The sequence below is a fragment of the Mesorhizobium sp. WSM4849 genome (assembly GCF_055811385.1).
This window is the reverse complement of the sequence record NZ_JBVVPW010000014.1, coordinates 18,862-42,278: the sequence shown is the minus strand read 5'-3', so window position 1 is coordinate 42,278 and position 23,417 is coordinate 18,862. Positions and strand designations below refer to the sequence as shown.

Below are 23,417 nucleotides of genomic sequence, written 5' to 3'. Positions count from 1 at the left end.
GAGGGTGGTTCTCGATACTGACAGATAGCCGTCGCGTTCGGGTCGAAGTGGTTTGACGTCTTCATGAAGGGCGACATGACAACGTTCGAATTTTCCGGCTACATACTCGATCTGCGACGCGGCAGACTGCAGAAGGCCGGCGTCGATATCGACCTTCGCCCGAAATCGCTTTCGCTGCTGGTCTATCTTCTGGAGAATGCCGGCCGTGTCATCGGCAAGGACGAATTGGTCAACGCGGTCTGGCCCAATATCGCCGTCTCCGACGATTCCCTCACGCAATGCATGAAGGACATCCGCAAGGCGCTCGGGCCGGATGCGGATGGCCTAATCCGCACCATGATGCGGCGGGGCTATGTGATCGATGAAGACCATGTCCGGCGTATCGAGGATCGCGGCAAGGCTCCGGCCGAAGTCGAGGACCATACGCTTGCGGACACGCCATCAATTGCGGTCCTGCCTTTCGAGAATCTGAGCGGCGACCCGACGCAGGACTATTTCGCTGACGGCATGGTGGACGAAATCACCACGGCCCTGTCGCGCATGCGCTGGCTGTTCGTCATCGCCCGTAATTCGAGCTTCGCCTACAAAGGCCATCCCGACGACGTGAAGCGGGCAAGCCGCGAACTCGGCGTGCGCTACGTTCTGACCGGCAGCGTGCGCAAGGCCGGCGATCACATCCGTCTCACGGGGCAGCTCATCGACTCGCCTTCGGGAAAGACGATCTGGGCCAATCGCTACGACGGCACCATGGCCGACATTTTCGACCTGCAGGACCGCATCACAGAAAGCGTCGTCGGCGCCATCCAACCATCCATTCTCTCTGCCGAGATCGAGCGCTCGCGGCGCAAGCGACCTGAAAGCCTCGCCGCCTACGACTATGTGCTGCGTGCCTTTCCGCTGGTCTGGTCGCTGGACAGGACCCAGAACGAGACCGCCGGCGCACTGCTCGACCGAGCGATCGCAATCGAGCCGACCTATCCGCTGGCGCTCTCACTTCTGGCCTGGTGTCATGAGCAGCGCGCTGTCTACAACTGGACCGAGACCCCGGTCGCCTCCCGAAACGATGGCCTGCGCCTGGCGCAGAAGGCGGCGGCGCTCTCCAGTGACGACCCGATGGTGCTTGCCGTGCTCGGCGCGGCGCACTCCTTCGCGCGCGACTACGATGTCGCCGACGCCCATCTGCAGCGGGCTCGCGCTCTCGACCCGAATTCGGCTTGGGTGTGGATGCGCAGTGCCTGGCTCGATGTCTATCGCGAACGGCCTTCGGCGGCGATCGAGCGTTTCGAGCGTTTCGAGCGGCTGAGCCCGCTCGACTCGATGGGCTACATGGCGCAGATCGGTATCGGTGCCGCCCATTTCGTCGCTTCGCGCTACGACGAGGCTGTGACTCAGACGCAGCGTGGTTTGAGCCAACAGCCCGACGCGACATGGGCGCTGCGCCAGCTGGTGACGGCGCTGGTTCATGCCGGCCGCCGGGATGATGCGCGGCGCGAGTGCCGTAAGTTGCTTGAAAGCTACCCGGGGCTGACCATCGCCAAGGTCTGCGATGCGCTGCCTTTCGGGTCGAGCACTATGGAACGGATCGTCTCTGGCCTTCGCGAGGCAGGCCTGCCGAACTGAGCCGGCACAGCCTTCACGATCCTCAGCACCGTTATCGCACGCCACGCCAATCAGAGTTCGCGGCGAAAGCGGCGGTCTTCCACCACTCGTGCCAGAACCTCCGTCGGGTCGCGGTCGATTGGCCAGGTAAAAGCGTTCTCGATATCGCAGCCTGTGAGGCCGATATCGCGGCGCTCGCATTCGCTCATGGCTGCCAGACATGCGAGCTCGCTGCGTGCTTTCCAGAAGCGTGGCAGCCACAGCAGCGTCCATTTCGCTGCCGTATACAGCCGGAAAAGCGGGGAGAAGGAAGCGTGCGATCCGTAGCCGGTTTCGGCGCTGATGAAATGATCGATCGTCGTCATGGCGTTTGTCTCCGTCTGAAACTGTCGTCGGTGACAGCAAGGACGAGGATAGCCAGGCACCTGTCGGACATCGTGAAACCGCGGCGAAAGTTGTGGGAAATTGCGGCGAAACTTGCCCGCAAGATCACTCGTCGGAAGGCCTCACACCGCGGTAAAGCCGTTGTCGACGAACAGATGCGCCCCGTTGACGAAGCTGGCCTCGTCGCTGGCGAGGTAAAGTGCTGCCTTCGCCACCTCTTCCGGCTCGCCGATCCGCCCTTGCTGCGCGGCCATTGCCGCGTCGGAGACATCGACGCCGAGCTTGCCGAGATCGGCGACCTCGCGCAGGCCATGCGGTGTCCTGATGAAGCCGGGGCAGACCGCATTGCAGCGGATGTTGCGGTCGCGGAACTCGACGGCGATGGCGCGCGCGAACATGTGGCAGGCGCCCTTGGTGGTGTCGTAAAGCACCTCCATCGGCGTCGCCGCCACCGCCGAGATCGACGAGGTGCAGACGATGGAACCACCGCCGGCGGCGATCATGCCGGGCAGCACGGCGCGCGTCATCAGGAACATCGAGCGCACGTTGACGGCATGCAGCCAGTCCCACTCCTGCAGCGTGGTCTCCAGGAAGGGTTTGATGACAATGGTGCCGGGATGATTGAACAGCGTGGTGACCGGGCCGAATTTTTCCGTCACGCCCTTCACCGCAGCCTCGACCTGCGCCTCGTCCGATACGTCGCCCACCCAGTGCTCGGCGACATGGCCGCGCGCTCGGATCGCGGCTGCGGTGGCGGCGGCAGCCTCGCCGTTGCGGTCGATGATCGCCACCTTGGCGCCCTCCGCCGCGAAAAGCTCCGAGGCCGCACCGCCCATTCCCGTTGCGCCGCCTGAGACGATGGCGATCTTGCCAGCCAGCCTTGTGCCCATGGGTTGCTCCCTGCGCTACTTGTTGTGAGGTCGCGGCCTCCGCTCGAGCAGCAATGCTATTCCTTATGGATCGGCTGGCCAAGCCGTGCCTTGCCGACGCCGGCCGCAAGCAGATCTCGCGTTCCCGGCCGATGGCGGTCGCTGAGTCACCGGGACGAGACCGAGGAGGAGCAGCACCTCCAATTCAGGCGTTGAGCGCCGCCAGCACCCGCTCCGGCAGGAACGGATAATGCCGCAGCCGCACGCCGCCGGTAAGCCGCGCCACCGCGTTGGCGATCGCCGGACCGATCGGCGGCAGGCCGACCTGGCCGACGCCCCCGATCGGGTTCTCGGGCGTTGGAATCACGGCGACCTGGATATCAGGCGCCTCGGACATGCGTATCACCCGATAGGTGTCGAAGTTCGATTCCTATACCTCACCATTGACGATGTTGATCTGCTCGAACAGCGCGTGGCTGGCACCGTTTTTGATCCCGGTAATCATCAGCGCTTCGATGGTGCGCGCCTGTACCGCTATCCCCGGATCGACAGCGCACCACACGGTGTGCACGCGGATCTCGCCGGTTTGCCGGTCAAGCGAGACCTCGGCGATCTCAGCGCAATGGGAGCCAAAGGCATCGGAATAGGCGATGCCTAGCGCCCGCCCGTCGCGTTGGCGGTCCCATTCCGCCATTTCGGCAACGGTCTCGATGACCTTGCGCGCCCGCGGCTGGTCCTTCAGGAGCCCCAGCCGAAGCGCCACAGGATCGACGCCCTTGGCGGTGGCGATTTCGTCGATGACACATTCGATGCCGAACCTGGTATAGCCGACCCCGACCCCGAACCAGAAGCCTATGTCCAGACCATTATCCCTACGGATATATTCGATCTGATGCGCAGGGACGGCATAGTTGAAATGCGCACCCTCGGTCACCACACTGTCGTGGCCCCCTTCGCTCTCGAACAGCTGAGGCATCGTGCGGGCAAAAATGGAATCCGCCACGATGCGGTGCCGCCAGCCGACGATGTTGCCGTCGGCGTCGAGCCCGACCTGCACATGTTGCGCCTCGAGCGGCCGGTATTTGCCATGCTGGACGTCGTCTTCGCGGCTCCAGATGACCTTGACCGGGCGGCCTTGCACCGCCTTGGCCAGCGACACTGCATCGATGATGAAGTCGGCCTCGGCTTTGCGACCAAAGCCGCCACCGAGCAGGGTGGTGTTCACCTTGACCTTGTCAGGGGTGGTGCCGGCCACCTCCGCGGCAAAGCCCTGGGTGCCCGTTGGGCCTTGCGTCGGAGCCCACACCTCAACCGTATCGCCCGTCACGAGCGCCGTGGCGTTCATTGGCTCCATGGTCGCATGGTGAACATGGTCGCTCATGTAATCGACCTCGATGACCGTCGCGGCCTTCGAGATCGCGGCCTGTGCGTCGCCTTCCGTGGCAGCGCTGACGCCGGTTTGGGCGAGGTCGCGGCCAACGTTGCGGTACTCTTCCAACAGCCGATCGCTGGTGTAGCCGCGGATCCGCGACGACGTGGTCCACACAATTTTGAGCAGATCCTTGGCCCGCTTCGTCGCCTCGACCGTTTCGCCGATGATGGCGACGCCGTAAGGCAGCGGAACGATGTGCGTGATGCCCGGCACGGCCCTGGCTTCGGCATCGTCGATGGTTTCCGGCTGCTCGCCCTGTACCGGCGCCCGCAGGACCGCTCCGTACAGCATGTCGGGAAGCTGCACGTCGATGCCGAAGATCGCGGTGCCGTCGACCTTCGAGGGTACGTCGACACGCGGTACCGTCAGATTCCCGATATAGCGCCACTGATCGCTCGGCTTCAGATCGGTATCGGTCGCCTGCGGCAACGGATCCGGAAGGGTACCGACCGCGGCGACCTCGCCATAGTCGAGCGAGCGGCCCGACCGCGCGTGCACGACCCGGTTGGGCTCCGTGGTGAGTTCGCTCACCGGAACGTTGAGCATGGCGGCAGCACTCGCCAGGATGACCTTGCGGGTCTGGACGCCGACCAGACGCAGCATATTGTAATAGCCCCGCGTGGATTCGCTGCCGCCGGTGAGCTGTACGCCGTAAAAGCCGGGGTTGCACCCATGGATCCGCTCTCAGATGTGCTGTCGCTGCTGAAGCCGCGCAGTTATGTGTCCGCTGGCTTCGATGCAGGTGGAAACTGGTCGATCCGGTTCTCCGACCAGCACGAACGCATCAAATGCTACGCTGTGGTTTCCGGCGGATGCTGGCTCTCCGTGGAAGGCGTTGCCGATGCGGTGGGCCTGGAGAAGGGAGACTGCTTCGTGCTGCCGAGTGGGCGGCCTTTCGGCCTCGCAAGCGACATGACTTTGACGCCTGTCGAAGCCGGCACGATTTTTTCCCCCCGCGCGCGCTGGCGGCGTCGTGACGTATAATGGCGGCGGTGATTACTTTCTTGTCGGCAGCCGCTTTGCCGTCAGCGGCAATCATGCCGGCATCCTGTTGGGCATGCTGCCGCCCATCGTCCATATCCGGAAAGAAACGGATCAGGCGGCGCTACGCTGGTCGGTGGAGCGGATGATGCAGGAACTGCACGAGCCGCAGCCTGGCGGTTTTCTGGTCGCGCAACACCTCGCCCACATGATGTTGGTTCAGGCCCTGCGCCTGCATCTGGCGGAAGGGCTGGGACGTGGCGTTGGATGGTTCTTCGCCCTGGCAGATAGACAGATGGCTGCTGCGATCAACGCCATGCATGACGATCCGGCGCATCGCTGGACATTGCAGGAGCTGGCGGAGCGTGCCGGTATGTCGCGATCGACCTTTGCCCTGAAATTCAAGGAGATGGTTGGGACGTCACCTATGGAGTACCTAACGAACTGGCGAATGCTGCTGGCCGGGGACAGGCTGGCGAATTCTAGCGATCCAATTTCCATAATCGCCCTGTCGCTCGGCTACGAATCCGAAAGCGCCTTCAGCACGGCCTTCAAGCGGGTCATGAACTGTACACCACGGCAATATGGCCGCGGCCGGAACCCGGCTTCCCCTTCAGCGTTCAACACGCGCCCAGAGGACACGGCCGCTGCCCGCTGGTTGAAAGCCGGTTGACCCAGCCCGCCGAAGGGAATTTTCAGCCGCCGCTGAGCGCCTGCATCACATTCGGCAGCGCCGGCAGCGTCAACAAAACCGTGCCGGCAAGCCAGATGGACGAGACGACGATGCTCCTGGGCTGCGCCGACCAGCGCTCATAAAGCGCGGCCGGCACGCCGGCGAGCATGATGGTCACCGTCGACAGGATCAGCGCACTTGCCATATAAACGATCTGGCTTAACGGGGGCGCCCAGCCCGGATACCAGACCGGATAGAACAGGAACACGATCAGCACCCACGGCGAAAAGATACCGTTGACGATGGCGACCGCCATGACCGGCACAAGAGCGTTTCTGTCCATTGCCTCAACCCCCCTGTGAAGCCATCGGCGCAATGCCGAAATTGATCAGCAAGACGAGGTAGCTCACGCGCAAGGCCATAAGCCAGAGCACGCTGAAGACGATCAGCACCGGCTGGGTCAGGATCGACGGTGTAATGATCCGCACGATCCGCAGGAACGGGTCCGTGACGGTCTTGAAGAAGCGCCAGATGTAGTTGTCCCAGCTTTCGGGCACGAAGAGGCCGAGCACGAGACGCCCCATCAGCGTGTACATCACCGCGGCGAGGATGAAATTCGGAATGTGGAAATACCAGTAGGACCAGAAATCGTTCATGTGGGATTTTCCAGGCAGCGGCGGCGCCGCGTTATGCCAGCGACGCCTCCGAAATGAAAGCGGGGTCCGTCGCCGGACCCCGCTTCGAGCGCCGATCGCTATGCGCGATCAGGCAGTCTTTTCTTCCATCATCTGCTTGCCGCGCGGTACGCGGATTTCCTCGATGAAATCCTGCATAGCCCGGGACGGTGCCCTGGTGAGAAGGCTGACGATGATCATCACGGCGAAGCCCACCGGCAGACCGAAGGCCGCCGACGAAATGTTCTTCACGCCCCACCACAGTTCCATATTCGGCGTCGCCTTGTCGAAGTCGGCGCCATACTGAGTCATGACAAGGTAGAAGATGGTGATGCCGAAGCCCGCGATCATGCCGGCGACCGCACCGGCCGAGTTGGCCCGCTTCCACCAGACGCCGAGCACCAGCGCCGGGAACAGCCCGCCGGCGGCAAGCGAAAACGCCCACGACACCATCGACAGGATGTCCGACGGCTTGGTCGACGCGACGTAGGCGGCCAGCACGGCGACCATAACCAGCAAGATGCGGGACACGATCAGGCGCCGCGACGTAGGCGCATTCTGGTCGATCATCTTGTAGTAGATGTCGTGGCTGAGCGCGTTGGCGATGGCCAGCAGCAGGCCGTCCGCCGTCGACAGCGCGGCGGCAAGACCGCCGGCGGCGACGAGGCCCGAGATGACGTAAGGCATGCCGGCCATTTCCGGCGTCGCCAGCACGATCATGTCGGCGTTGAGGTTGATGTCGGCAAACGAAAGTGCCGTCACGCCCTTTTCGGCGCAGGCCGCGACGATCGCCGCGGTGTCTGTCGCCGCCTTGCCGCAGATCTGCACGAGCGTATTGTCGGCAGCGGACCAGCGCATCATCCAGCCGGCTTTCTCGGCGATGTTTTCGGGCGTCAGGCCCGACGCCACCAGGTCGAGCATCGTCCACTTGGCGAACGCCGCATAGGCGGGCGCGGTGAAGTAGAGGATGAAGATGAACAGCAGCGACCAGGCGACCGAAACACGCGCTTCACGCACCGACGGGGTGGTGAAGTAGCGCATCAGGACGTGCGGCAATGACGCCGTTCCGACCATCAGGCAGAGGATCAGCAGGAAGTAGTTCTTGGCATCATAGCCGCCATGCACGAACGGCGTGATGTGATGCACGGTGATGCCCTGCGCCGTCTCAAGCGCGGTGATGCTCGCCAGCGCCTGGCCTTGCATCAATTGTGGGATCGGCACGCCGGTCTTCACCGTCGACATCCAGATGACAGGGATGAGATAGGCGATGATCAGCACGATGTACTGGGCGACTTGCGTCCAGGTGACGGCGCGCATGCCGCCCAGCATCGAGCACACCAGGATGCCGGCAAGACCGACATAGACCGCGACGTTGAAGTCGATGCCAAGGAAGCGAGCCGAGATCAGCCCGGTGCCGAAAATCTGCGCGACCACATAGGTGAACGAGCAGGAGAACAGAACGATCACGCCGATGAAGCGGGCAAGATTGCCGCCGTAGCGCGCCGACAGGAAGTCGGGAATGGTGTAGGCGCCGAACTTGCGCAGATAGGGCGCAACGAGGATGGCCACGAGCACGTAGCCGCCGGTCCAGCCGAGCACGAAACCGAGGCCGTCATAGCCGAGCAGGTAGAGCGAGCCGGCCATGCCGATGAAGGAGGCCGCTGACATCCAGTCGGCGCCGGTCGCCATGCCGTTGTAGAGCGCCGGTACGCGACGCCCGGCGACGTAATATTCACCGACGTGCATGGTGCGGCTCAGGATGCCGATTACCGCGTAGATGACGATGGTAAAGCCCATGAACAGGTAGCCGATTACAACATTCTCGACACCCATGGCGCTCAAGATCGCCATCAGGATGATGAACGCTATGAAGCCGCCGGTGTAGATGCCGTAGATGCGGCCAAGATTGGAGGTGAAGTCGCCTCCGCCTGCGGTGGTAGATGTCGTGTTAGCCATTGACGTTCCCCCGATCATTCTTCATTGACGCCATGCTCTTCGTCGATTGCGTTCTGACGCCGTGCGAACCAGAACAGCATGACGACGAAGGCGATGAGCGAACCCTGAGCGGCCATGTAGAAGCCGAGCGGAAAACCAAAAATGACGATGCTGTTGAGTTGCTCCACGAACATGTGGATAACGTAACCGAAGAATACCCACAGGCCCAGCATGGTGAACATGAGGCCCTTGGTCTTGTTCCAATAACTTACGCGGTCTGGCGTCGCCATAGCTTGAACCCTCCCTTGGTTGGCAGCTTGCGAACCGTCTCGACCGCAAGGCGCCGTTTAACGCTTGCCTCTTCCGCTAACGCGGAAGCCCTCCGGCATATGTCGCGGCAGGTATAGAATCAGCCGACCGTAACTTTGTATGAGTATCACTTCTTGTCGCTGCTGTTCATACGACTTTAGAATCGGTGAGAGGACTGGAGAATCGGTGAGAGGACTTGAATCGGTAAGAGGGCTGGCGGTGCGGCGTCGCGGAGGCTAAACGGTCAACATCGGTTGGAGAACAAGACCGAAGGGAGAGCGTCATGGGCCTGCTGAACGACCTGTTGCCCGAGTTCCTGCGCAAGCCGCGGCCGATCGTTACGGTAGACGACCTGGCTGACTTCATGGATTCCCGCGCCGCCTTCCTGGCGCAGAAAAGCATCGTCGAGTTCTGCCGGGTCAGGGCAGGGGTCTACTGGCAGAAGCTGTTCAGCGAGAAGGAATTCCAGGCGGCGCTGAACCATTCACGCTGGCGCGCCTATCCTGCGTGCTACGCCATCGTGGCGGAAATGGTGGAGGGTGCGCTGCGCGAACCCGCCGGCTTGCGCCAGCGAGGCCTGCCAGCGGCGCTGGAAAAAGTGGCCCTGGCAAGCTTTTCCAAATATCCGGTTCCGGAGGGCTCGCCCCCCAGTTTCTGGGAGGACGCCGCCGAGCTCACTCGTCAGCGCCTCGCCGCCACGCAGATCGGTCCGCCGCGGCCGGTGCGCGAGATCCCCGAGCCGCTGGCGCGAACGGTTTTCGAGATGGTCCCGATCCATCCCAACCTCCTGACCAACGACTACGACTATATCTTCAACTTCCTGAGGATGAATCTGCTGCGCGCGCATGAGGATTTCCTTGCGCAGGCTGACCGCGGCGCGCTCGTCGACGAGCTGCTTGGTGCCTCGCGCATTTGAGCTTTGTGCCGGCGCGCCGATATCGAAGGCTCCCCCTTCGGCCTTGCGCCGTGCGAGCGTCGTCGGCTATGCGAACATCAGGTCCCGCACCAGGTCGGGTGCCGACTGGAGGCGCTTGATGAGGCTCTTGAGCTCTGCCTGCTGCTCGCGCGTCAGGGCATTGATCTCGATGCTGTTGGATACAGGTATACCAGCGTAGATATCATGCGTCTGCTGGCCGAGCAGCAAGCCGATCAGCATGGCATGGCCGGCCAGCATCGCCTTCATGTCGCGGTCGCCACCAATATCCTGCGCGATCAGTTTCTCGAGCCGGGCACGTGTGCTCCGCTCGCGGATGCCGTGGCGAATTGCAAGCGTGCGTGCGGTCGCGACGATCGGAAAAAGGCCATGCTTCTTGACGTCCAGCCGGCCATTTTCAAGCTGAAAGCCGCCAAAGACAGTAAAGGGATTACCGGTTGTCATCTGCTCGCCGAGAAGCTTCGCGAACACCGGCTCGGCGTGGCCACGGTCATAGGCATATTCGATGAACTGCGCGGCCAGCGTCGTGTCGCCGTGCACCGGTCGCAGATCGTAGACAATATCGACGTTGAGCAGGTCCTGAGGCCGTAGGCGGCGAACCCAATCCTCGACGCGCCCCTTCCAGGTGTCGAGGCTTCCGCGGAATGCGGCGTTCGCGGCCATTACCCCGCCTTTGCAATACGGCACGCCTGAGATGTCGAGCATGTCGGCGAGCTTGGTGCCGAGTTTTTTGAACCAGCTGTCTTCTGGCCCATCCGGCTCGCCATCTGCGAAGACGATTGCGTTGTCCTGGTCAGGGGCCATCAGGCTTTCGCCTCGGCCGCCCGAGCCGAGCACGAGCACGGCATAGGCGCAGGGCGGCGGGCCGTGGCCTTCGATCTGCATCTGTTGTTCGGCAAGCACGGCGGCGCGGCGGGTAAGGGAGCAAAGTTCATCGCTGATGATTTCAGCCACCACGCGCGGGTCGATCGCTTCGCCGATGAGCGAACGTACTACGCCCGGCAGCATCGACCAGGTAGCCGCCAGTTCGGCGGCGTCCTTGGCGTGTTCGATCGTGTCGTCGAGATCGATGGCAGCGGCGGCGCGGAGCCTCAGCAGGTCACGCGACGAAAGCACGCCGACCAGCATGCCCCCATCGTCGCGGACAGCGAGGTGGCGGACTTTCAGCCGATCCATGCGGCCGATCGCCCGATAGGCGAAGGCGGCGGCGCGGATGCTTATCAGCGGTCGCGTTGCGATGCTTCCGACCGGCATGTCAAAAGCCCGCTCGGCGTCGGACGATATGCGGCGCATCAGGTCACGCTCGGTAACGATGCCATACTCCTCGATCGGTTGATCCGGCGTTCCACGGTCGGACACCAGGACCGAGCTGATCTTGCGCTTCACCATGAGGTCGATGACCTGCCTGGTCGGTTTGGTCGACTTGACCACGACTGGCGGGCCGCTCATGAGGCTGCCGACGCGATGGCGATAGGCATAGGGATCAACCGGCTGAAACGCGGGAGCCTGGGGTCGCGACACCGGCTCGGCCCAGCCGGCGCGATGGCCGGCTTCGAGAGCGTCCGAAAGGGCAAGGCAGGCGACCTCGGTCTCTCCGAGTGTTCGGATGTTGCGCTTGCGCAATTCCGGAATCAACGCGGCAAAGATGTCTCCCGCCGCGATCGCATCGCCCAGGGCCGAATGGCGGCCAGCTATCTCCAGGCGAAGCCAGGCGGCGATCGTTTCCAGCGAATGATCTGCCAGATTGGGATTTGCTATGGTTGCAAGAAGCCGGACGCACAGCGCCCGAGGCTTTTTCCAGGGCAAGCGGGCGCGTCGGCATTCGCGCTCCAAGACCGCCAGGTCGAAGCCGATCGAGTGTCCGACGAGGATGCGGTCGCCGACGAACTCCTGGAATTGCCCCCATGCATCAGGGAAGCTCCCGGCTCCGTCAACATCGGTATCGGTGATGCCGTGGACAAGCGAGGCCTCGGACGAGATTGCTTCGCCAGGATCGATGAGGAGATCGAGTTGAGGTTTCCGGACGACCTTGCCATGCGCGATGCCGATCGCACCAATCTGGACCACGCGTGCCCTTGTGGCGTCTGGCCCGGTTGTTTCGGTGTCGACGGCGGCAGCCGCAATCGCTATCAGCGGTGTCGCGCCGGTCGCCGGCTTCAATTTCGTCCCTTTTGACATAGCTGGATAGGCTTCCTCTGCCGGATGTCCCGGCTTGCCGAAACAGCGCTCTGTCGATGCCGGAAAGGTTCGATCCTGCTTGCCCTGCAGCATAGAGCGCGCCGGCGGGCCGCGTCGATGGCCGAATTTCAGGCTATGGCACACCCGTCCAGGCGGCACATTCGCCTTAAAGTGATTTGATACGGTCGAAGCGCTCGCACATTGTCGGCGAGTTTGTTGCCGAGGCGGCCGATGGATGAGATCAGGCGGGTTGCTGTGGGATGCATCGGGCGCGCCGTAATGTTCGGATCGCTTGCCATCGGCTGTGTCATGGTCGGCTTCTCCTTCAACCCGGTGTCAGCATTCCGTTCCGGCGCGTTCCTCACGCTGACTATGGTTTTGGCACTGATGTGGAAAGCCACGACCGCAGGCAGCAAGAATCCCAAGCACACCGAAGTCTGGCTCTACCTCGATGAGAAATCGCGCCCAGCCGATGGCCCGGCGCGACGGGTGTTTGGCACCATCATCTGCGATGTTTACAAACTCTACGCCCGGATCGCGCTCGGCGTAGCGGTTGGATTCTTCCTGGTGTCGCTGGTGCTGATGCTGTTCGGTCTGGAAGCTTACAGGCCGCCCAGCAAATAGCACGCCGCCCCGGCCCGTGTCCCTGCGCCTGCATGGGCCCGGCGTTTTTGCCATTGGGCCGATCGGGCTCGGGAGCGCCGCGCTAAGCAGCAAACAAACCAAATTGCCTTCTGATTTGAGAAAAACATTCCAAGGATCGCTGGAAAATAGCACTCGACAAAGTCTACTTATTTTATAGATTAACTGCCGAGACGGAGATCGATATGTCCTATTTCCAGAACGCCCGGACTGCCCGCAAAGACCAAAGACTCGGTTCTGACCAGACTTGGCGGCCGGCCTATGAGGGCGCCTTTGCCTATCTCGTCTTTGCCCTTGCGTTCGTGTTCACCGGCGCAGTCGTCCTGGGCCTTATCCCCTGATCATGGAGCGCCCGAGTCATCGGGTCCTGACTTACAGGGATAGCGATCTGCCGTTGCGCAATATCGGAGTTGAATGAACCCAGTGCCGGTGCGCTTTCGCGCGTGCCCCCTGACCCAACGTGATGGAGGAGATGGCAATGCCGATCGAGTTCACGCATGTTCCCGGCAAAACTCACCCTGCCGATTCAACCGTGCCGTTTTTCTACGATTTCGCGGAAACCGCGACAAAGCTGTTGCTGATCGAGGACATCGGTTTTCAGAAGATCGTCGTCGACGATCCGGCCGGGCTGCTGACCAATATGGATATTGCCGCCCGGGCGCTGGACCGCACGTCCTCACTCGAGGTCGTTCTCACGCATTGGGCCGGTGTGATCGAGCCGACGGTGGCGGCACGGCAATTGGCGGCGCTCGACGCAAAAAGCGGCGGGCGGCTGTCGCTCAGGATGCTCAGCGAGCCGCTGAACGACGACGATGCCGAGGCACGGCCGGTCGGCCATACGATCGTCTGGCAGCGGATCGACGAATATCTGGTGCTGCTGAAGCGGCTGTGGTCGAACGATAGGCCGTTCGATCATGAAGGTGCCTTCTACAGCGTCAAGGGCGGCTATGTGCCGCGCAAGGGCCCGCATGGCGCCGACATGACCATCCGCATGGGCGGACAGTCCGGAACGGCCCTCAGGGTCGCCGGGCGGCATGCCGATGTCTTCGAACTGGCACCGGGTTCGCCCGACGAGATCCGGCAGCTGATAGGGCGGGTGCGCAGTGCCGCCGCCGAGCACGGCCGGGCCGGCAAGCTGCGTTTTGCGCTTCCGGTCCGGATCCGTTCGGAGCACAACGCCCCCTGCCAAAAGGCGGTCGAAATTGCCGGGCCGCCGGCGCAGGTTGCGCTGTCGTTGCTTCCTTATGCGGCTCTGGGAATCCATGAATTCATGATCGGGGTCGACAGGCCGCATAAGATCGCGGCGGCGGGCCGCGAAACGATCGCGCTGCTGCGCAATTCGCTGACCCGCCGCGAGGCCGATGTCCCCCAGCCCGGGGCGTTTGCGCCTCGCGCGATCCGGGAAACACGTGCCCGCGGAACAGCAGCGACTTGTCGGCGTTGACAGCCCCGCTGAAGTCGAACTTTCCTTCATAGCGGTCGAAACTTCCGGCGCCGAGCTCGATCTCGCGGAGGGTCTCCTCGGTCGGGCGGTGGAGCCCTGCGTGGCGACATCGCCGTCGACCGTCCCAAAGCGCTTCCGACGCGTTCCCGAATGTTGATCGGATCGAGTGGTGGTCGCCTCCTGCGCGACGCGTGGCCGCCAAGCAGCATAGGCAGCGACATTGCCGCGATCAGCAGGTTTGGCGCGCAGTCATTTCGTCTCGAATTCTTCCGCGACCAAAACCAGTCACCATCGCGGCGCGCTCCCCCTTTCGAATTTCGACGCGAATCCGGCGTCACGACATTTTTGTGACTCAAATAGCCATCTTCATTGTTGACTCGCAAACTCATGTTTCATAGTCAACCGGGCGTCGGCGACGAGTTGATCGCGCCGAAGGACGGCAGGCTGCTGACGCGCGGCACGCCGGACCAGATCATGCAGGGCGACGTGCTCAATGGAATTTTCGGTGTCGAGATGGGCGTGTTTGCGCACCCCGTCACCGGCCAGCCCATCGGCTATGTGCAATGAGGCCACTCTCGAGAATAAGGAAGAAGCCCTTGTCCAGACATGGTTTGTTCGCGGCGTTGCTCGCATCCGTCATCCTGTCGGCCGGCGGCGCGGCCGCCCAGGAGCAACCGGGCGCGGCCCCGGCGATCGAGGCGCCGGCTCCAGTGCCTGGGCAGGCTGCGCCAGACGCGGCCGTGCCATCGGCGACGCAGCCAGTTGTGACCACGCCCACCGAGACCACGCCTACCGAGACGGGCCCTTCGACGGCGACGTCCCTGACCTTGCCGCGCGATCTGTCGCCATGGGGCATGTTCATGGCGGCCGACATCGTCGTGAAAGCGGTGATGATCGGGTTGGCTTTTGCGTCCTTCGTCACCTGGACGATATGGCTGGCCAAGTCGCTGGAGATCCTTGGCGGCAAGCTGCGCGCCCGCCGCGCGGCACAAGCGATCGGCAATGCCGCGACGCTGAACCAGGCCGGGCGCGCGCTGGGCCATAGTAACGGTCCTGGCGCCCTGCTGGTGCGGGCAGCCGAGGAAGAGACAGCACTTTCGGCCGGCTCGCTCGACCATGTGTCCGGCGAGGGGCTGAAGGAACGGGTCACCTCGCGCCTGTCGCGCATCGAGGCGGCGGCGGCGCGGCGCATGTCGCGCGGCACCGGCGTGCTGGCGACGATCGGCTCGACCGCGCCCTTCGTCGGCCTGTTCGGCACGGTCTGGGGCATCATGAACGCCTTCATCGGCATCTCGCAGGCGCAGACCACCAATCTCGCCGTCGTCGCCCCGGGTATCGCGGAAGCCTTGCTGGCCACCGCGATGGGCCTTGTCGCAGCGATCCCGGCGGTGGTCATCTACAACGTCTTTGCGCGATCGATAGCCGGCTACAGGCAGATCCTTGCCGATGCGTCGGCAGGGGTCGAACGGCTGGTCAGCCGGGATCTGGATTTCCGCACGGTCGCGCCGGCAAAGCAGATGGCCGCGGAATGAACACGGAGCGACGCCATGGCGGCTAGAATTCGCGACAACATCGACGGCGATCTCGAGGAAAACCACGAGATCAACGTCACGCCGTTCATCGATGTGATCCTGGTTCTGCTGATCATCTTCGTGGTCGCGGCGCCGCTGGCGACGGTGGATGTCAATGTCGACCTGCCGGGCTCGACCGCAACGCCTGCGCCCCGGCCGGAGATGCCGCTGTTCCTGACGCTGAAGAACGATCTCAGCCTGGCGATCGGCAACGACAGCGTGCCGCGCGCAGCCTTCGCCGCCACGCTGGTCGGCAGGACAAAAGGCGACAGGCAGACGCGCATCTTCCTGCGCGCCGACAAGGCGGTCGGCTATGGCGAGCTGATGGAGGTGATGAACCTTTTGCGCGGCGCTGGTTACCTGAAGATCGCGCTGGTCGGCCTCGAGACCGCGCCTGGCGATGCCGCGGCGCCGCAAGTCGGAACGGGCCAATAATGTCGCCGACGGCCGCCCTGCCGATGGCCGATCAGCGGCGTTTCGGCGCGCGCGAGATCGCCTGGTGGGCGGGCGCGGCTGCGCTGGTCCTGGTGGCGCATGCCGCGGTCGGCTATGCGATGCAGGGCTGGCGCCCGGACGAGCCCGATGGCGGGCCGCCGCAGGCGCAGGTGATCGAGCTGTCGCCGATGGCGCTGACGCCGGCCGAGCCGGCGCCGATATCGGATGAGATAGCGCCCGATCAGCCGGATCCGGCCGAGGAGCCCGACACAGTCCAAACGGAGCCTCCGCCCGAACCGCCCGTCGAGCAGGCAGAGCCGGTCACCGAGCCGTCGGAAGCCGCCCCGGCCGACACGGTCGAGCCGACCCCACCGACCGTGGCCGAACGGGTCGACCAGCCGCCGCTTGAGGAGATCGTGCCCGAAATTGCCGAAGCCGTCACGCCGGAAGTGGTCATTCCGCTGCCGCAGCCGAAACCGGTCGACACGCCCGTCGAGGCCAAGCCAAAGAAGCAGGCCAAGACTGAGGTGAAGGAGCCGGCTGAGGTCAAGGCGAAGAAGCCTGACAAAGAGACCAAACAGCGTCCGAAAAAGGAAAAGGCCGCACCGCCGCGGACGACGGCCAGTGTCGCTGCGAATGCCGCAGCCAGGGCAGCCGCCCCGAAATCGGCCAAAGCAGCGGCTGCGAGACGCGGTGTGAGTCCGGACAGATGGAACTCGCGCTTGCGTGCGTGGATAAGACGGCACACAAATTATCCAAGAGCGGCGAAGGCCCGGCGCGCGGAAGGCAGTCCGAGCGTGACCTTCACGATCGACGGATCCGGCCGAGTCCTGTCCGCCCGGCTGGCTCGTTCCTCCGGCGATCCGGACCTCGATAGCGCGGCCCTGAACGCATTGCAGGGCGCTTCGGTGCCCGAGCCGCCGCCGGAACTCGGCTCCCGCATAACCCGCACCGCGCCATTCTCGTTCGCCCTGCGCAACTAGTCCTCTGCACAGTGATTTTGACAGGTCTGGGCCGGCAGCGAACGTCGACAATTCCGTCCAGCTGGAGGGCCCCCCTCTGTCCTGCCGGACATCTCCTCCCCCACAGGGAGGAAGATTGGCCTTCATCACTGATTTCGACCGCCAACCTTGCAAAAAGGACGCTATCCGCGAAGCTGCCGATCTCCCCCAAAGTGGGGGAGATGTCCGGCAGGACAGAGGGGGGCGCGAAGGATCGCTACAGAGCGCTTATTCTGCGCCGCTGCATTCTTCGACTGAGGGCGCCGTCCACATATGGATCCCAGGGTCTTCGCGACGTCGCTTCGCTCCTGCTCCGCGCTGGGATGACGAAGCCGTGGTGGTTCGGGAATATATCTGCAATCCGGACGTAGTGGCCGGCCCCTTGCCTCTGTCACCTGTCTGTCACATACCGGCCATATACATCGATAATTCCGGATTTTAAGATACATGGATAAGAACACCGCTCTTCTAGCATTGGCAGCGCTTGGCCAGGACACCAGGCTCGAAGTGTTTCGCCTGCTGGTGCGGGCGGGCGCAGATGGTGTTCCTGCCGGCGAGATCGCCGCGCGGCTCGGTGCGGTGCAGAACACCATGTCGGCGCATCTGAAGGTTCTCGACCATGCCGGCCTGGTCCGCGCCGAGCGTGACGGCCGGACGATCCGCTACGTCGCCGACATGACCGGTTTTCGCGATCTGCTTGCCTATCTCATGGAGGATTGCTGCAACGGCGCGCCAGAACTCTGCCAGCCGGTCATTCAGGCCGTGACTTGCAACTGTTAGGAGGGAGGACCACCCCATGAATGACCCATACAACGTGCTTTTTCTCTGCACCGGCAACTCGGCACGGTCGATCCTTGCCGAAGCGATCCTCAACCGTGTCGGCGCCGGCAAGTTCAGGGCCTATTCGACCGGATCGCAGCCGAAGGGGGAAGTCCATCCCTACGCGCTCCAACTGATGAAAACCCTCAACCACGACACCTCCTTCGCCCGCTCGAAAGACTGGCAGGAATTCGCTGCCGCCGGCGCCCCCGAGATGAATTTCGTTTTCACCGTCTGCGACAACGCGGCCAATGAAGCCTGCCCGGTCTGGCCGGGACAGCCGATGACCGCGCATTGGGGGGTGCCCGACCCGGCCGCCGTGGACGGCACCGACGCCGAAAAGCATCTGGCGTTTGCCGAAGCCTATCGCATGCTCAACAACCGGATCTCGATCTTCGTCAGTCTGCCGATGAACACGATCGACAAGCTCGCCCTGCAGAAACGGCTCGATGAAATCGGCCGCGATCTGCCGAAGGCCGGCTGACATCATGGCGGCTGACCTGTCCCGTCGCATTGTCGCGGAAGCGCTCGGCACGGCGATGCTCGTCGCGACGGTCGTCGGGTCTGGCATCATGGCGGATCGTCTGACGGATGATGTGGGCCTCTCCCTGCTCGGCAACACGCTGCCGACTGGAGCGATTTTGGTGGTGCTGATCACCATACTCGGACCGATTTCCGGGGCGCATTTCAATCCGGCGGTGACGCTGGTTTTTGCGCTGCGGCGCGAAATCGAAGCCAACGCTGCACTGGCTTATGTCGTCGCCCAGATTGTCGGCGGCGTCGCCGGAACGCTGCTGGCGCATGCCATGTTCGAACTGCCGATTCTGCAGATCTCGCAAACCGTGCGGACCGGAAACGGACAATGGATTGCGGAGTTGGTGGCCGCTTTCGGCCTGGTCTTCACCATTCTTGCCGGTCTTCGCTTTCGTTCGGATGCCATTCCATGGCTGGTCGGCCTCTACATTACCGCGGCCTATTGGTTCACGGCCTCGACCTCGTTCGCCAATCCGGCAGTCGCCATTGCGCGGGCGGTGTCAAACACCTTCGCGGGCATCCGTCCAGTTGACCTGCCGGCGTTCATCCTCGCCGAGCTGCTGGGCGCGCTCCTTGCCATGGCCTTGGCAGGATGGCTGCTCGCTGAGCCCAAACCAATCAGACAGATGAGAGCCGCGAAATGACCATTACTATCTATCACAACCCCAACTGCGGCACCTCGCGCAACACGCTCGCCATCATCCGGCAGTCCGGCGAAGAGCCTGAGGTGATCGAGTATCTGAACAACCCGCCGTCGCGCGAACGGCTGGTCGAGTTGATCAAGGCGATGGGGATGACGCCGCGCCAATTGCTGCGCGAGAAGGGTACGCCGTACGCCGAGCTCAATCTCGGCGACCCCAAATGGACCGACGACGAGATCATCGATTTCATGCTGGCGCATCCGATCCTGATCAACCGGCCGATCGTCGTCACACCGCTCGGGACTATGCTTGCACGGCCGTCCGAAGCGGTTCTCGACACCCTGCCCAATCCGGACATCGGCCCGTTCACAAAGGAAGACGGCGAAGTCGTCATCGACGCGCAGGGCAAGCGCCTTGCCTGACCTGGTGCCCGAAGACTCGCTGCCGAACGTCGATGAAGACCAGTTCCGGCCGATCGACCTGCAGGCGCTGCTCAACGTGCCGCGGTCGATCCAAAAACCTCGCGTGCTGATGCTCTACGGCTCGCTGCGAGAGCGGTCCTACTCGCGGCTCGCGACGGAGGAGGCCGCACGCATTTTGCGCCGCCTCGGCGCCGAGGTGCGCATCTACAATCCCTCCGGCCTGCCGCTGCCGGATTCGACGTCGGCCGACCACGCCAAAGTCCAGGAACTGCGAGACCTGTCGATCTGGTCGGAAGCGCAGGTCTGGTGCTCGCCCGAACGGCATGGCTCGATGACCGGAGTCATGAAGGCGCAGATTGACTGGCTGCCGCTCTCGGCGGGCGGCGTGAGGACGACGCAGGGCCGCACGCTGGCGGTGATGCAGGTGTCGGGCGGCTCGCAGAGTTTCAACGCCGTCAACCAGCTTCGTCTCCTCGGCCGCTGGATGCGGATGGTCACCATCCCCAACCAGTCGTCGGTAGCCAAGGCTTTCAACGAGTTCGACGAGGCCGGCCGGATGAAGCCGTCGCCGTACTACAACCGGATCATCGACGTGATGGAGGAATTGATGAAGTTCACGCTGCTCCTGCGTGATCGGTCCGCCTATCTCACGGACCGCTATTCCGAGCGTGTCGAAAGCGCCGAAGAGGTTGCCAGGCGGGTCAATCAGCGGTCGATTTGAGGCGGGTGCGTGGTCAGCGGCTGCGGTTGGATACCGTTATACGATTATTTCGAGAATGCTCGAAATAATATTTGACGCGACGTTGTCTCGGCGCTATGTTATTTCCATGAAACTCGAACAAGCAGCAAAACAGCTCGAGGCGCTCGGCAATCCGACGCGGCTCAATCTTTATCGTACGCTGGTGAGGGCAGGTGAGGCCGGGCGACCGGTCGGTTATCTGCAGGAAGCCCTCGGCATCGCTGCGTCGACCCTGTCGCATCATCTCCACCGGCTTATCCTGACCGGCCTGGTCACCCAGGAACGCCAGGCAACGACGCTGATTTGCCGTGCCAATTACCCTGTGATGAACGATCTCCTTGGCTTTCTTGCCGATGAATGTTGTGCCGATGCCGCATGCGGCCCGGCTGTCGGCGAGGCGGCTGCTTAACTCTTTTTTGGCTATATTTCTATAATCCTAGAAACATAGAAGGTGTGCCATGGTTTCTGAAAACGATCTCCCGGTCGCCATCATCGGCGGCGGACCTGTCGGCCTGGCGGCCGCCGCCCAACTTGTCAGCCGCGGCCTTCCGGTCAAAGTTTACGAGGCAGGTTCCGCGGTTGGGTCGAACCTTCTGGACTGGGGCCATGTGCGGGTTTTCACGCCGTGGCGCTATTGTGTTGATGCGGTCGCCCGAAAACTTCTCGAGAGCCACGGCTGGCAAATGCCGGAGCCGGAGGCATTCCCCACCGCCAATGAGATCGTCCACCAGTATCTCGCGCCGCTCGCAAAGCTTTCCGAACTGGCGCCGTCGATCGGGACCAGTGCCCGTGTTGTCACCATTTCCCGCTGGGGAGCCGACAAGGTGTTGAGCAAGGCACGGGAGACGCGGCCGTTCATGCTGCTGGTCGAAACGGCGAAAGGCACGCGCCGGGACAGCGCCCGTGCCGTCATCGATGCGTCCGGCACCTGGCAAACGCCGAACCCGCTCGGTGCGGGCGGCTTACCGGCCGAAGGTGAGACGGAATTTGGCGACCGCATCGCCTACGGCATCCCAGATGTTCTCGGCCGCGACCGTCATCTCTATGCAGGCCGCACGACATTGGTGGTGGGCGCCGGCCACTCCGCCGCCAATGCCTTGCTGGAACTGGACCGGCTCACGCAAACCGAACCGGGCACCTCGGCACTATGGGTAACGCGCAGCACCGACCTTGTCCGCATCTACGGCGGCGGCGATGCCGACGCCCTGCCGGCGCGGGGCGAGCTTGGTTCGGATGTCCGGCAGCTCGCCGAGAGCGGACGCGTGCGGCTGTTGACGGGCTTTGCCACGGTTGCCATCCGCGAGGTCGACGGCCGTCTCGCTGTCGAAGGCCAGGCAAAGGACGGGTTGCGCACGCTCGGGCCCGTCGACCGGATCATCGCCGCGACGGGGCAGCGCCCCGATCTCACCTTGACCCGGGAGCTTCGGCTGGACCTCGATCCGTGGCTCGAAGGCGTCAAGGCGCTCGGACCGCTCATCGACCCCAATGAACACTCCTGCGGCGATGTCCCGCCGCATGGTCATCGCGAGCTCAGCCACCCTGAGCCCGATTTCTACACGGTCGGCGTCAAAAGCTATGGCCGGGCCCCAACGTTCCTGCTGCTGACCGGCTATGAGCAGGTCCGCTCGGTCGCCGCGGCGATCGCCGGCGACATGGCGGCCGCCGATGCCGTGCAGCTGGTGTTGCCCGAGACCGGCGTCTGCACGGTGCCGGCGTCACTTTCAGGCGCATCACCTCAGGGTTGCTGCGGCGGACCGGTGCCGGCCGCCGTCGATGCCTGTTGCGTCGACGACGCCAAGGCGAAGGCGAGCGGCAAGTCGGGATGCGGCTGCGGCAGCACGCAAGCGATCGCAGCAGTGCGCAGTGACGATCTCGAGATCGCCGCTCAATGAGCGAGCGGAAAATCCCGGCTGCCGCACTCTGGGCGTTGGGGCTGACGCAGATCATCGGCTACGGCACGCTCTATTACAGTTTTAGCATCCTGGTGCCGTCCATCGCGCTCGAGTTCGCCTGGCCGGATCAATGGGTTTTCGGCGCCCTGTCGGCGTCCTTGCTGGCGGGTGGGCTGTTTGCGCCGACAGCCGGGCGCTGGGCCGATCGTTTTGGCGCCGGCCGGGTGATGACCTTTGGCTCGCTTGCCGCCCAGCAGCGCTTGTCGCTTGCGCGATAGCACCCGGTCGGGTGACCTTCGTGCTGGCCTTGATGGCGATGGAACTTGCGTCCGCCTTCGTGCTCTACAGCGCCGCTTTCGTCGCGATCGTCCAGATCGGCGGCGCCAGGGCGCAGCGCAGCATCACCCATCTGACGCTGATCGCCGGCTTCGCCTCCACCCTGTTCTGGCCGCTGACGGCCGCACTTCACGAATACCTGACCTGGCGCGAGGTCTATTTGGTCTTTGCCGTCATCAATGTCGCCGTCTGCCTGCCCATCCATGCCTGGCTGGCCCGGCTGTCGCGTCGGGCGGACAAAAACGCTTCGGCGACAGCTGCGGCCATTGTGTCGGTCGGCGGTCCGGTTGCCTTCACGCCGCGCGACCGCAGCAGAGTGTTTCTGCTTATGCTTGGCGGCTTCGCGGTCGAGGGTTTTGTGCTGTCCTCGATCCTCGTTCACATGGTCCCGCTGACGACGGCGCTCGGGCTTGGCTCCGTCGGGCTTGTCGTAACCACGCTGTTTGGCCCGTCCCAGGTGGCAAGCCGGTTGATCAACATGCTGTTCGGCGGCGGGCTGGCACAGACCTGGCTGGCGGTGATCGGCGCGACATTGCTGCCGCTCGGTCTTATCGTCCTGCTGGCGACGACGCCATCGCTGTCTGGCGCCATCGCCTTCGTCATCCTGTTTGGATTGGGCTCGGGCCTCGCCAGCATCGTCGGCGGCACGCTGCCCCTGGAACTGTTCGGGCGGGAGCGCTACGGCGCTCGGCTCGGCTGGGTGACTGCCGCGCGTCGGTTCTCTTCAGCACTTGCGCCGTTTGCCCTAGCCATGGCGATGGCAGGCATCGGCGTCCAGCCATCGCTCTGGTTGACTGCCGCGGTCGGCATGCTCGGAATACTGGCCTTCTCGGCAATCGTCCTGATCAGAAGACAGCCTCTTGCGCCCGTGATGCTTCCGTCGGCGAACTGACACTGCGCGCAGCGTCGACCTGTGCGCAACGCCGTGCCGCCGGCCATCGGCGCTCGACGGGCTGTAATGCGGTTGATATGC

At 63.4% G+C, this 23,417-nt stretch carries 25 protein-coding genes and 2 pseudogenes; 18 read left to right on the top strand and 9 right to left on the bottom strand.

Annotated features, from left to right (window positions below; all coding sequences use genetic code 11):
• The first annotated feature begins 75 nt into the window (after positions 1–75).
• Positions 76–1,620, top strand: a complete 1,545-nt coding sequence (locus tag AC0L3L_RS17485) for a winged helix-turn-helix domain-containing tetratricopeptide repeat protein (protein ID WP_473638517.1) — start codon at positions 76–78, stop codon at positions 1,618–1,620.
• Positions 1,621–1,670: 50 nt separating this feature from the next.
• Here the strand turns inward: AC0L3L_RS17485 and AC0L3L_RS17480 are convergent, their stop codons facing one another.
• From AC0L3L_RS17480 to AC0L3L_RS17465, 4 genes are all read right to left on the bottom strand, one after another.
• Complete coding sequence (locus AC0L3L_RS17480; protein ID WP_473638516.1) at positions 1,671–1,964, bottom strand: hypothetical protein; 294 nt, start codon at positions 1,962–1,964, stop codon at positions 1,671–1,673.
• A gap of 141 nt (positions 1,965–2,105) precedes the next feature.
• Positions 2,106–2,873, bottom strand: a complete 768-nt coding sequence (locus AC0L3L_RS17475; protein ID WP_473638515.1) for an SDR family NAD(P)-dependent oxidoreductase — start codon at positions 2,871–2,873, stop codon at positions 2,106–2,108.
• 184 nt (positions 2,874–3,057) lie between these two features.
• Positions 3,058–3,249 carry a hypothetical protein gene (locus AC0L3L_RS17470; RefSeq protein ID WP_473638513.1) on the bottom strand — a complete coding sequence of 64 codons (192 nt, stop codon included), beginning with the start codon at positions 3,247–3,249 and terminating at the stop codon, positions 3,058–3,060.
• A 33-nt stretch (positions 3,250–3,282) separates the two neighbouring features.
• Positions 3,283–4,887: a xanthine dehydrogenase family protein molybdopterin-binding subunit gene (locus AC0L3L_RS17465; RefSeq protein ID WP_473638512.1), complete on the bottom strand. Its 1,605-nt coding sequence runs from the start codon at positions 4,885–4,887 to the stop codon at positions 3,283–3,285.
• A gap of 69 nt (positions 4,888–4,956) precedes the next feature.
• Between AC0L3L_RS17465 and AC0L3L_RS17460 the strand changes: the two are divergent.
• Positions 4,957–5,938 (top strand): annotated as a pseudogene (locus AC0L3L_RS17460) (AraC family transcriptional regulator).
• A gap of 22 nt (positions 5,939–5,960) precedes the next feature.
• Here AC0L3L_RS17460 and AC0L3L_RS17455 read toward each other — a convergent pair.
• The 4 genes from AC0L3L_RS17455 to AC0L3L_RS17440 form a co-directional block, all read right to left on the bottom strand.
• Positions 5,961–6,281: a hypothetical protein gene (locus tag AC0L3L_RS17455; RefSeq protein WP_473638511.1), complete on the bottom strand. Its 321-nt coding sequence runs from the start codon at positions 6,279–6,281 to the stop codon at positions 5,961–5,963.
• 4 nt (positions 6,282–6,285) lie between these two features.
• A complete protein-coding gene (locus AC0L3L_RS17450) occupies positions 6,286–6,594 on the bottom strand; it encodes a hypothetical protein (RefSeq protein ID WP_473638510.1) in 309 nt (102 codons plus the stop codon).
• A gap of 108 nt (positions 6,595–6,702) precedes the next feature.
• Positions 6,703–8,568 carry a sodium:solute symporter family protein gene (locus tag AC0L3L_RS17445; RefSeq protein ID WP_473638509.1) on the bottom strand — a complete coding sequence of 622 codons (1,866 nt, stop codon included), beginning with the start codon at positions 8,566–8,568 and terminating at the stop codon, positions 6,703–6,705.
• Between the two features lie 14 nt (positions 8,569–8,582).
• Positions 8,583–8,837, bottom strand: coding sequence for a DUF4212 domain-containing protein (locus AC0L3L_RS17440; RefSeq protein WP_473638508.1), 255 nt, complete (start codon positions 8,835–8,837; stop codon positions 8,583–8,585).
• Between the two features lie 302 nt (positions 8,838–9,139).
• Here AC0L3L_RS17440 and AC0L3L_RS17435 point away from each other — a divergent pair, with 302 nt between their 5' ends.
• Positions 9,140–9,772 carry a hypothetical protein gene (locus AC0L3L_RS17435; protein WP_473638507.1) on the top strand — a complete coding sequence of 211 codons (633 nt, stop codon included), beginning with the start codon at positions 9,140–9,142 and terminating at the stop codon, positions 9,770–9,772.
• A gap of 66 nt (positions 9,773–9,838) precedes the next feature.
• On the opposite strand, the gene AC0L3L_RS17430 is transcribed toward AC0L3L_RS17435, so the two are convergent.
• Positions 9,839–11,968 (bottom strand): DUF294 nucleotidyltransferase-like domain-containing protein, encoded by a 2,130-nt coding sequence (locus AC0L3L_RS17430; protein WP_473638506.1) that lies wholly within the window; start codon positions 11,966–11,968, stop codon positions 9,839–9,841.
• A 231-nt stretch (positions 11,969–12,199) separates the two neighbouring features.
• On the opposite strand from AC0L3L_RS17430, the gene AC0L3L_RS17425 reads away from it, so the two are divergent.
• The 15 genes and pseudogenes from AC0L3L_RS17425 (at position 12,200) to arsK (ending at position 23,336) form a co-directional block, all read left to right on the top strand.
• On the top strand, positions 12,200–12,592 hold the full coding sequence (locus tag AC0L3L_RS17425) for a hypothetical protein (RefSeq protein ID WP_473525804.1): 393 nt from the start codon (positions 12,200–12,202) through the stop codon (positions 12,590–12,592).
• Positions 12,593–12,795: 203 nt separating this feature from the next.
• The gene (locus tag AC0L3L_RS17420) at positions 12,796–12,951 is read left to right on the top strand and encodes a hypothetical protein (protein ID WP_473485856.1); all 156 of its coding nucleotides are present in this window, start codon (positions 12,796–12,798) and stop codon (positions 12,949–12,951) included.
• A 137-nt stretch (positions 12,952–13,088) separates the two neighbouring features.
• Complete coding sequence (locus AC0L3L_RS17415; RefSeq protein ID WP_473638505.1) at positions 13,089–14,054, top strand: LLM class flavin-dependent oxidoreductase; 966 nt, start codon at positions 13,089–13,091, stop codon at positions 14,052–14,054.
• Positions 14,055–14,441: 387 nt separating this feature from the next.
• Positions 14,442–14,621 (top strand): hypothetical protein, encoded by a 180-nt coding sequence (locus AC0L3L_RS17410; protein WP_473638504.1) that lies wholly within the window; start codon positions 14,442–14,444, stop codon positions 14,619–14,621.
• A gap of 29 nt (positions 14,622–14,650) precedes the next feature.
• The gene (gene exbB / locus AC0L3L_RS17405) at positions 14,651–15,586 is read left to right on the top strand and encodes a tonB-system energizer ExbB (protein ID WP_473638503.1); all 936 of its coding nucleotides are present in this window, start codon (positions 14,651–14,653) and stop codon (positions 15,584–15,586) included.
• 15 nt (positions 15,587–15,601) lie between these two features.
• Positions 15,602–16,060: a TonB system transport protein ExbD gene (gene exbD / locus AC0L3L_RS17400; RefSeq protein WP_473638502.1), complete on the top strand. Its 459-nt coding sequence runs from the start codon at positions 15,602–15,604 to the stop codon at positions 16,058–16,060.
• Complete coding sequence (locus AC0L3L_RS17395; RefSeq protein ID WP_473638501.1) at positions 16,060–17,043, top strand: TonB family protein; 984 nt, start codon at positions 16,060–16,062, stop codon at positions 17,041–17,043. The genes exbD and AC0L3L_RS17395 overlap by 1 nt, the downstream gene beginning before the upstream one ends.
• A gap of 465 nt (positions 17,044–17,508) precedes the next feature.
• Positions 17,509–17,841, top strand: coding sequence for an ArsR/SmtB family transcription factor (locus AC0L3L_RS17390; RefSeq protein WP_077380823.1), 333 nt, complete (start codon positions 17,509–17,511; stop codon positions 17,839–17,841).
• 16 nt (positions 17,842–17,857) lie between these two features.
• Entirely contained in the window at positions 17,858–18,364 is a 507-nt protein-coding gene (locus AC0L3L_RS17385; RefSeq protein WP_473638500.1) for an arsenate reductase ArsC, read from the top strand.
• A gap of 4 nt (positions 18,365–18,368) precedes the next feature.
• Positions 18,369–19,058: an aquaporin gene (locus AC0L3L_RS17380; RefSeq protein WP_473638499.1), complete on the top strand. Its 690-nt coding sequence runs from the start codon at positions 18,369–18,371 to the stop codon at positions 19,056–19,058.
• Positions 19,055–19,477 (top strand): arsenate reductase (glutaredoxin), encoded by a 423-nt coding sequence (gene arsC, locus AC0L3L_RS17375; protein WP_473638498.1) that lies wholly within the window; start codon positions 19,055–19,057, stop codon positions 19,475–19,477. The genes AC0L3L_RS17380 and arsC overlap by 4 nt, the downstream gene beginning before the upstream one ends.
• A complete protein-coding gene (arsH, locus tag AC0L3L_RS17370; protein ID WP_473638497.1) occupies positions 19,470–20,198 on the top strand; it encodes an arsenical resistance protein ArsH in 729 nt (242 codons plus the stop codon). The genes arsC and arsH overlap by 8 nt, the downstream gene beginning before the upstream one ends.
• Positions 20,199–20,304: 106 nt before the next feature.
• Positions 20,305–20,625: an ArsR/SmtB family transcription factor gene (locus tag AC0L3L_RS17365; protein WP_123148885.1), complete on the top strand. Its 321-nt coding sequence runs from the start codon at positions 20,305–20,307 to the stop codon at positions 20,623–20,625.
• A 49-nt stretch (positions 20,626–20,674) separates the two neighbouring features.
• Positions 20,675–22,108, top strand: a complete 1,434-nt coding sequence (locus AC0L3L_RS17360; RefSeq protein WP_473638496.1) for an NAD(P)-binding domain-containing protein — start codon at positions 20,675–20,677, stop codon at positions 22,106–22,108.
• Positions 22,105–23,336 (top strand): annotated as a pseudogene (arsK, locus tag AC0L3L_RS17355) (arsenite efflux MFS transporter ArsK). The gene AC0L3L_RS17360 and the pseudogene arsK overlap by 4 nt, the downstream one beginning before the upstream one ends.
• The last annotated feature ends 81 nt before the right edge of the window (positions 23,337–23,417 follow it).

Bases quoted from the DNA above. Each gene is read 5' to 3' on its own strand.
- AC0L3L_RS17480 (WP_473638516.1), bottom strand. From the start codon at position 1,964: ATGACGACGATCGATCATTTCATCAGCGCCGAAACCGGCTACGGATCG.
- AC0L3L_RS17470 (WP_473638513.1), bottom strand. From the start codon at position 3,249: ATGTCCGAGGCGCCTGATATCCAGGTCGCCGTGATTCCAACGCCCGAG.
- AC0L3L_RS17380 (WP_473638499.1), top strand. From the start codon at position 18,369: ATGGCGGCTGACCTGTCCCGTCGCATTGTCGCGGAAGCGCTCGGCACG.
- arsC (WP_473638498.1), top strand. From the start codon at position 19,055: ATGACCATTACTATCTATCACAACCCCAACTGCGGCACCTCGCGCAAC.
- AC0L3L_RS17485 (WP_473638517.1), top strand. From the start codon at position 76: ATGACAACGTTCGAATTTTCCGGCTACATACTCGATCTGCGACGCGGC.
- AC0L3L_RS17465 (WP_473638512.1), bottom strand. From the start codon at position 4,887: ATGCTGCGTCTGGTCGGCGTCCAGACCCGCAAGGTCATCCTGGCGAGT.
- AC0L3L_RS17365 (WP_123148885.1), top strand. From the start codon at position 20,305: ATGAAACTCGAACAAGCAGCAAAACAGCTCGAGGCGCTCGGCAATCCG.
- AC0L3L_RS17435 (WP_473638507.1), top strand. From the start codon at position 9,140: ATGGGCCTGCTGAACGACCTGTTGCCCGAGTTCCTGCGCAAGCCGCGG.
- AC0L3L_RS17390 (WP_077380823.1), top strand. From the start codon at position 17,509: ATGGATAAGAACACCGCTCTTCTAGCATTGGCAGCGCTTGGCCAGGAC.
- AC0L3L_RS17455 (WP_473638511.1), bottom strand. From the start codon at position 6,281: ATGGACAGAAACGCTCTTGTGCCGGTCATGGCGGTCGCCATCGTCAAC.
- AC0L3L_RS17395 (WP_473638501.1), top strand. From the start codon at position 16,060: ATGTCGCCGACGGCCGCCCTGCCGATGGCCGATCAGCGGCGTTTCGGC.
- AC0L3L_RS17410 (WP_473638504.1), top strand. From the start codon at position 14,442: ATGTTTCATAGTCAACCGGGCGTCGGCGACGAGTTGATCGCGCCGAAG.
- AC0L3L_RS17360 (WP_473638496.1), top strand. From the start codon at position 20,675: ATGGTTTCTGAAAACGATCTCCCGGTCGCCATCATCGGCGGCGGACCT.
- exbD (WP_473638502.1), top strand. From the start codon at position 15,602: ATGGCGGCTAGAATTCGCGACAACATCGACGGCGATCTCGAGGAAAAC.
- AC0L3L_RS17450 (WP_473638510.1), bottom strand. From the start codon at position 6,594: ATGAACGATTTCTGGTCCTACTGGTATTTCCACATTCCGAATTTCATC.
- AC0L3L_RS17475 (WP_473638515.1), bottom strand. From the start codon at position 2,873: ATGGGCACAAGGCTGGCTGGCAAGATCGCCATCGTCTCAGGCGGCGCA.
- AC0L3L_RS17420 (WP_473485856.1), top strand. From the start codon at position 12,796: ATGTCCTATTTCCAGAACGCCCGGACTGCCCGCAAAGACCAAAGACTC.
- AC0L3L_RS17440 (WP_473638508.1), bottom strand. From the start codon at position 8,837: ATGGCGACGCCAGACCGCGTAAGTTATTGGAACAAGACCAAGGGCCTC.
- AC0L3L_RS17415 (WP_473638505.1), top strand. From the start codon at position 13,089: ATGCCGATCGAGTTCACGCATGTTCCCGGCAAAACTCACCCTGCCGAT.
- AC0L3L_RS17445 (WP_473638509.1), bottom strand. From the start codon at position 8,568: ATGGCTAACACGACATCTACCACCGCAGGCGGAGGCGACTTCACCTCC.
- AC0L3L_RS17385 (WP_473638500.1), top strand. From the start codon at position 17,858: ATGAATGACCCATACAACGTGCTTTTTCTCTGCACCGGCAACTCGGCA.
- AC0L3L_RS17425 (WP_473525804.1), top strand. From the start codon at position 12,200: ATGGATGAGATCAGGCGGGTTGCTGTGGGATGCATCGGGCGCGCCGTA.
- AC0L3L_RS17430 (WP_473638506.1), bottom strand. From the start codon at position 11,968: ATGTCAAAAGGGACGAAATTGAAGCCGGCGACCGGCGCGACACCGCTG.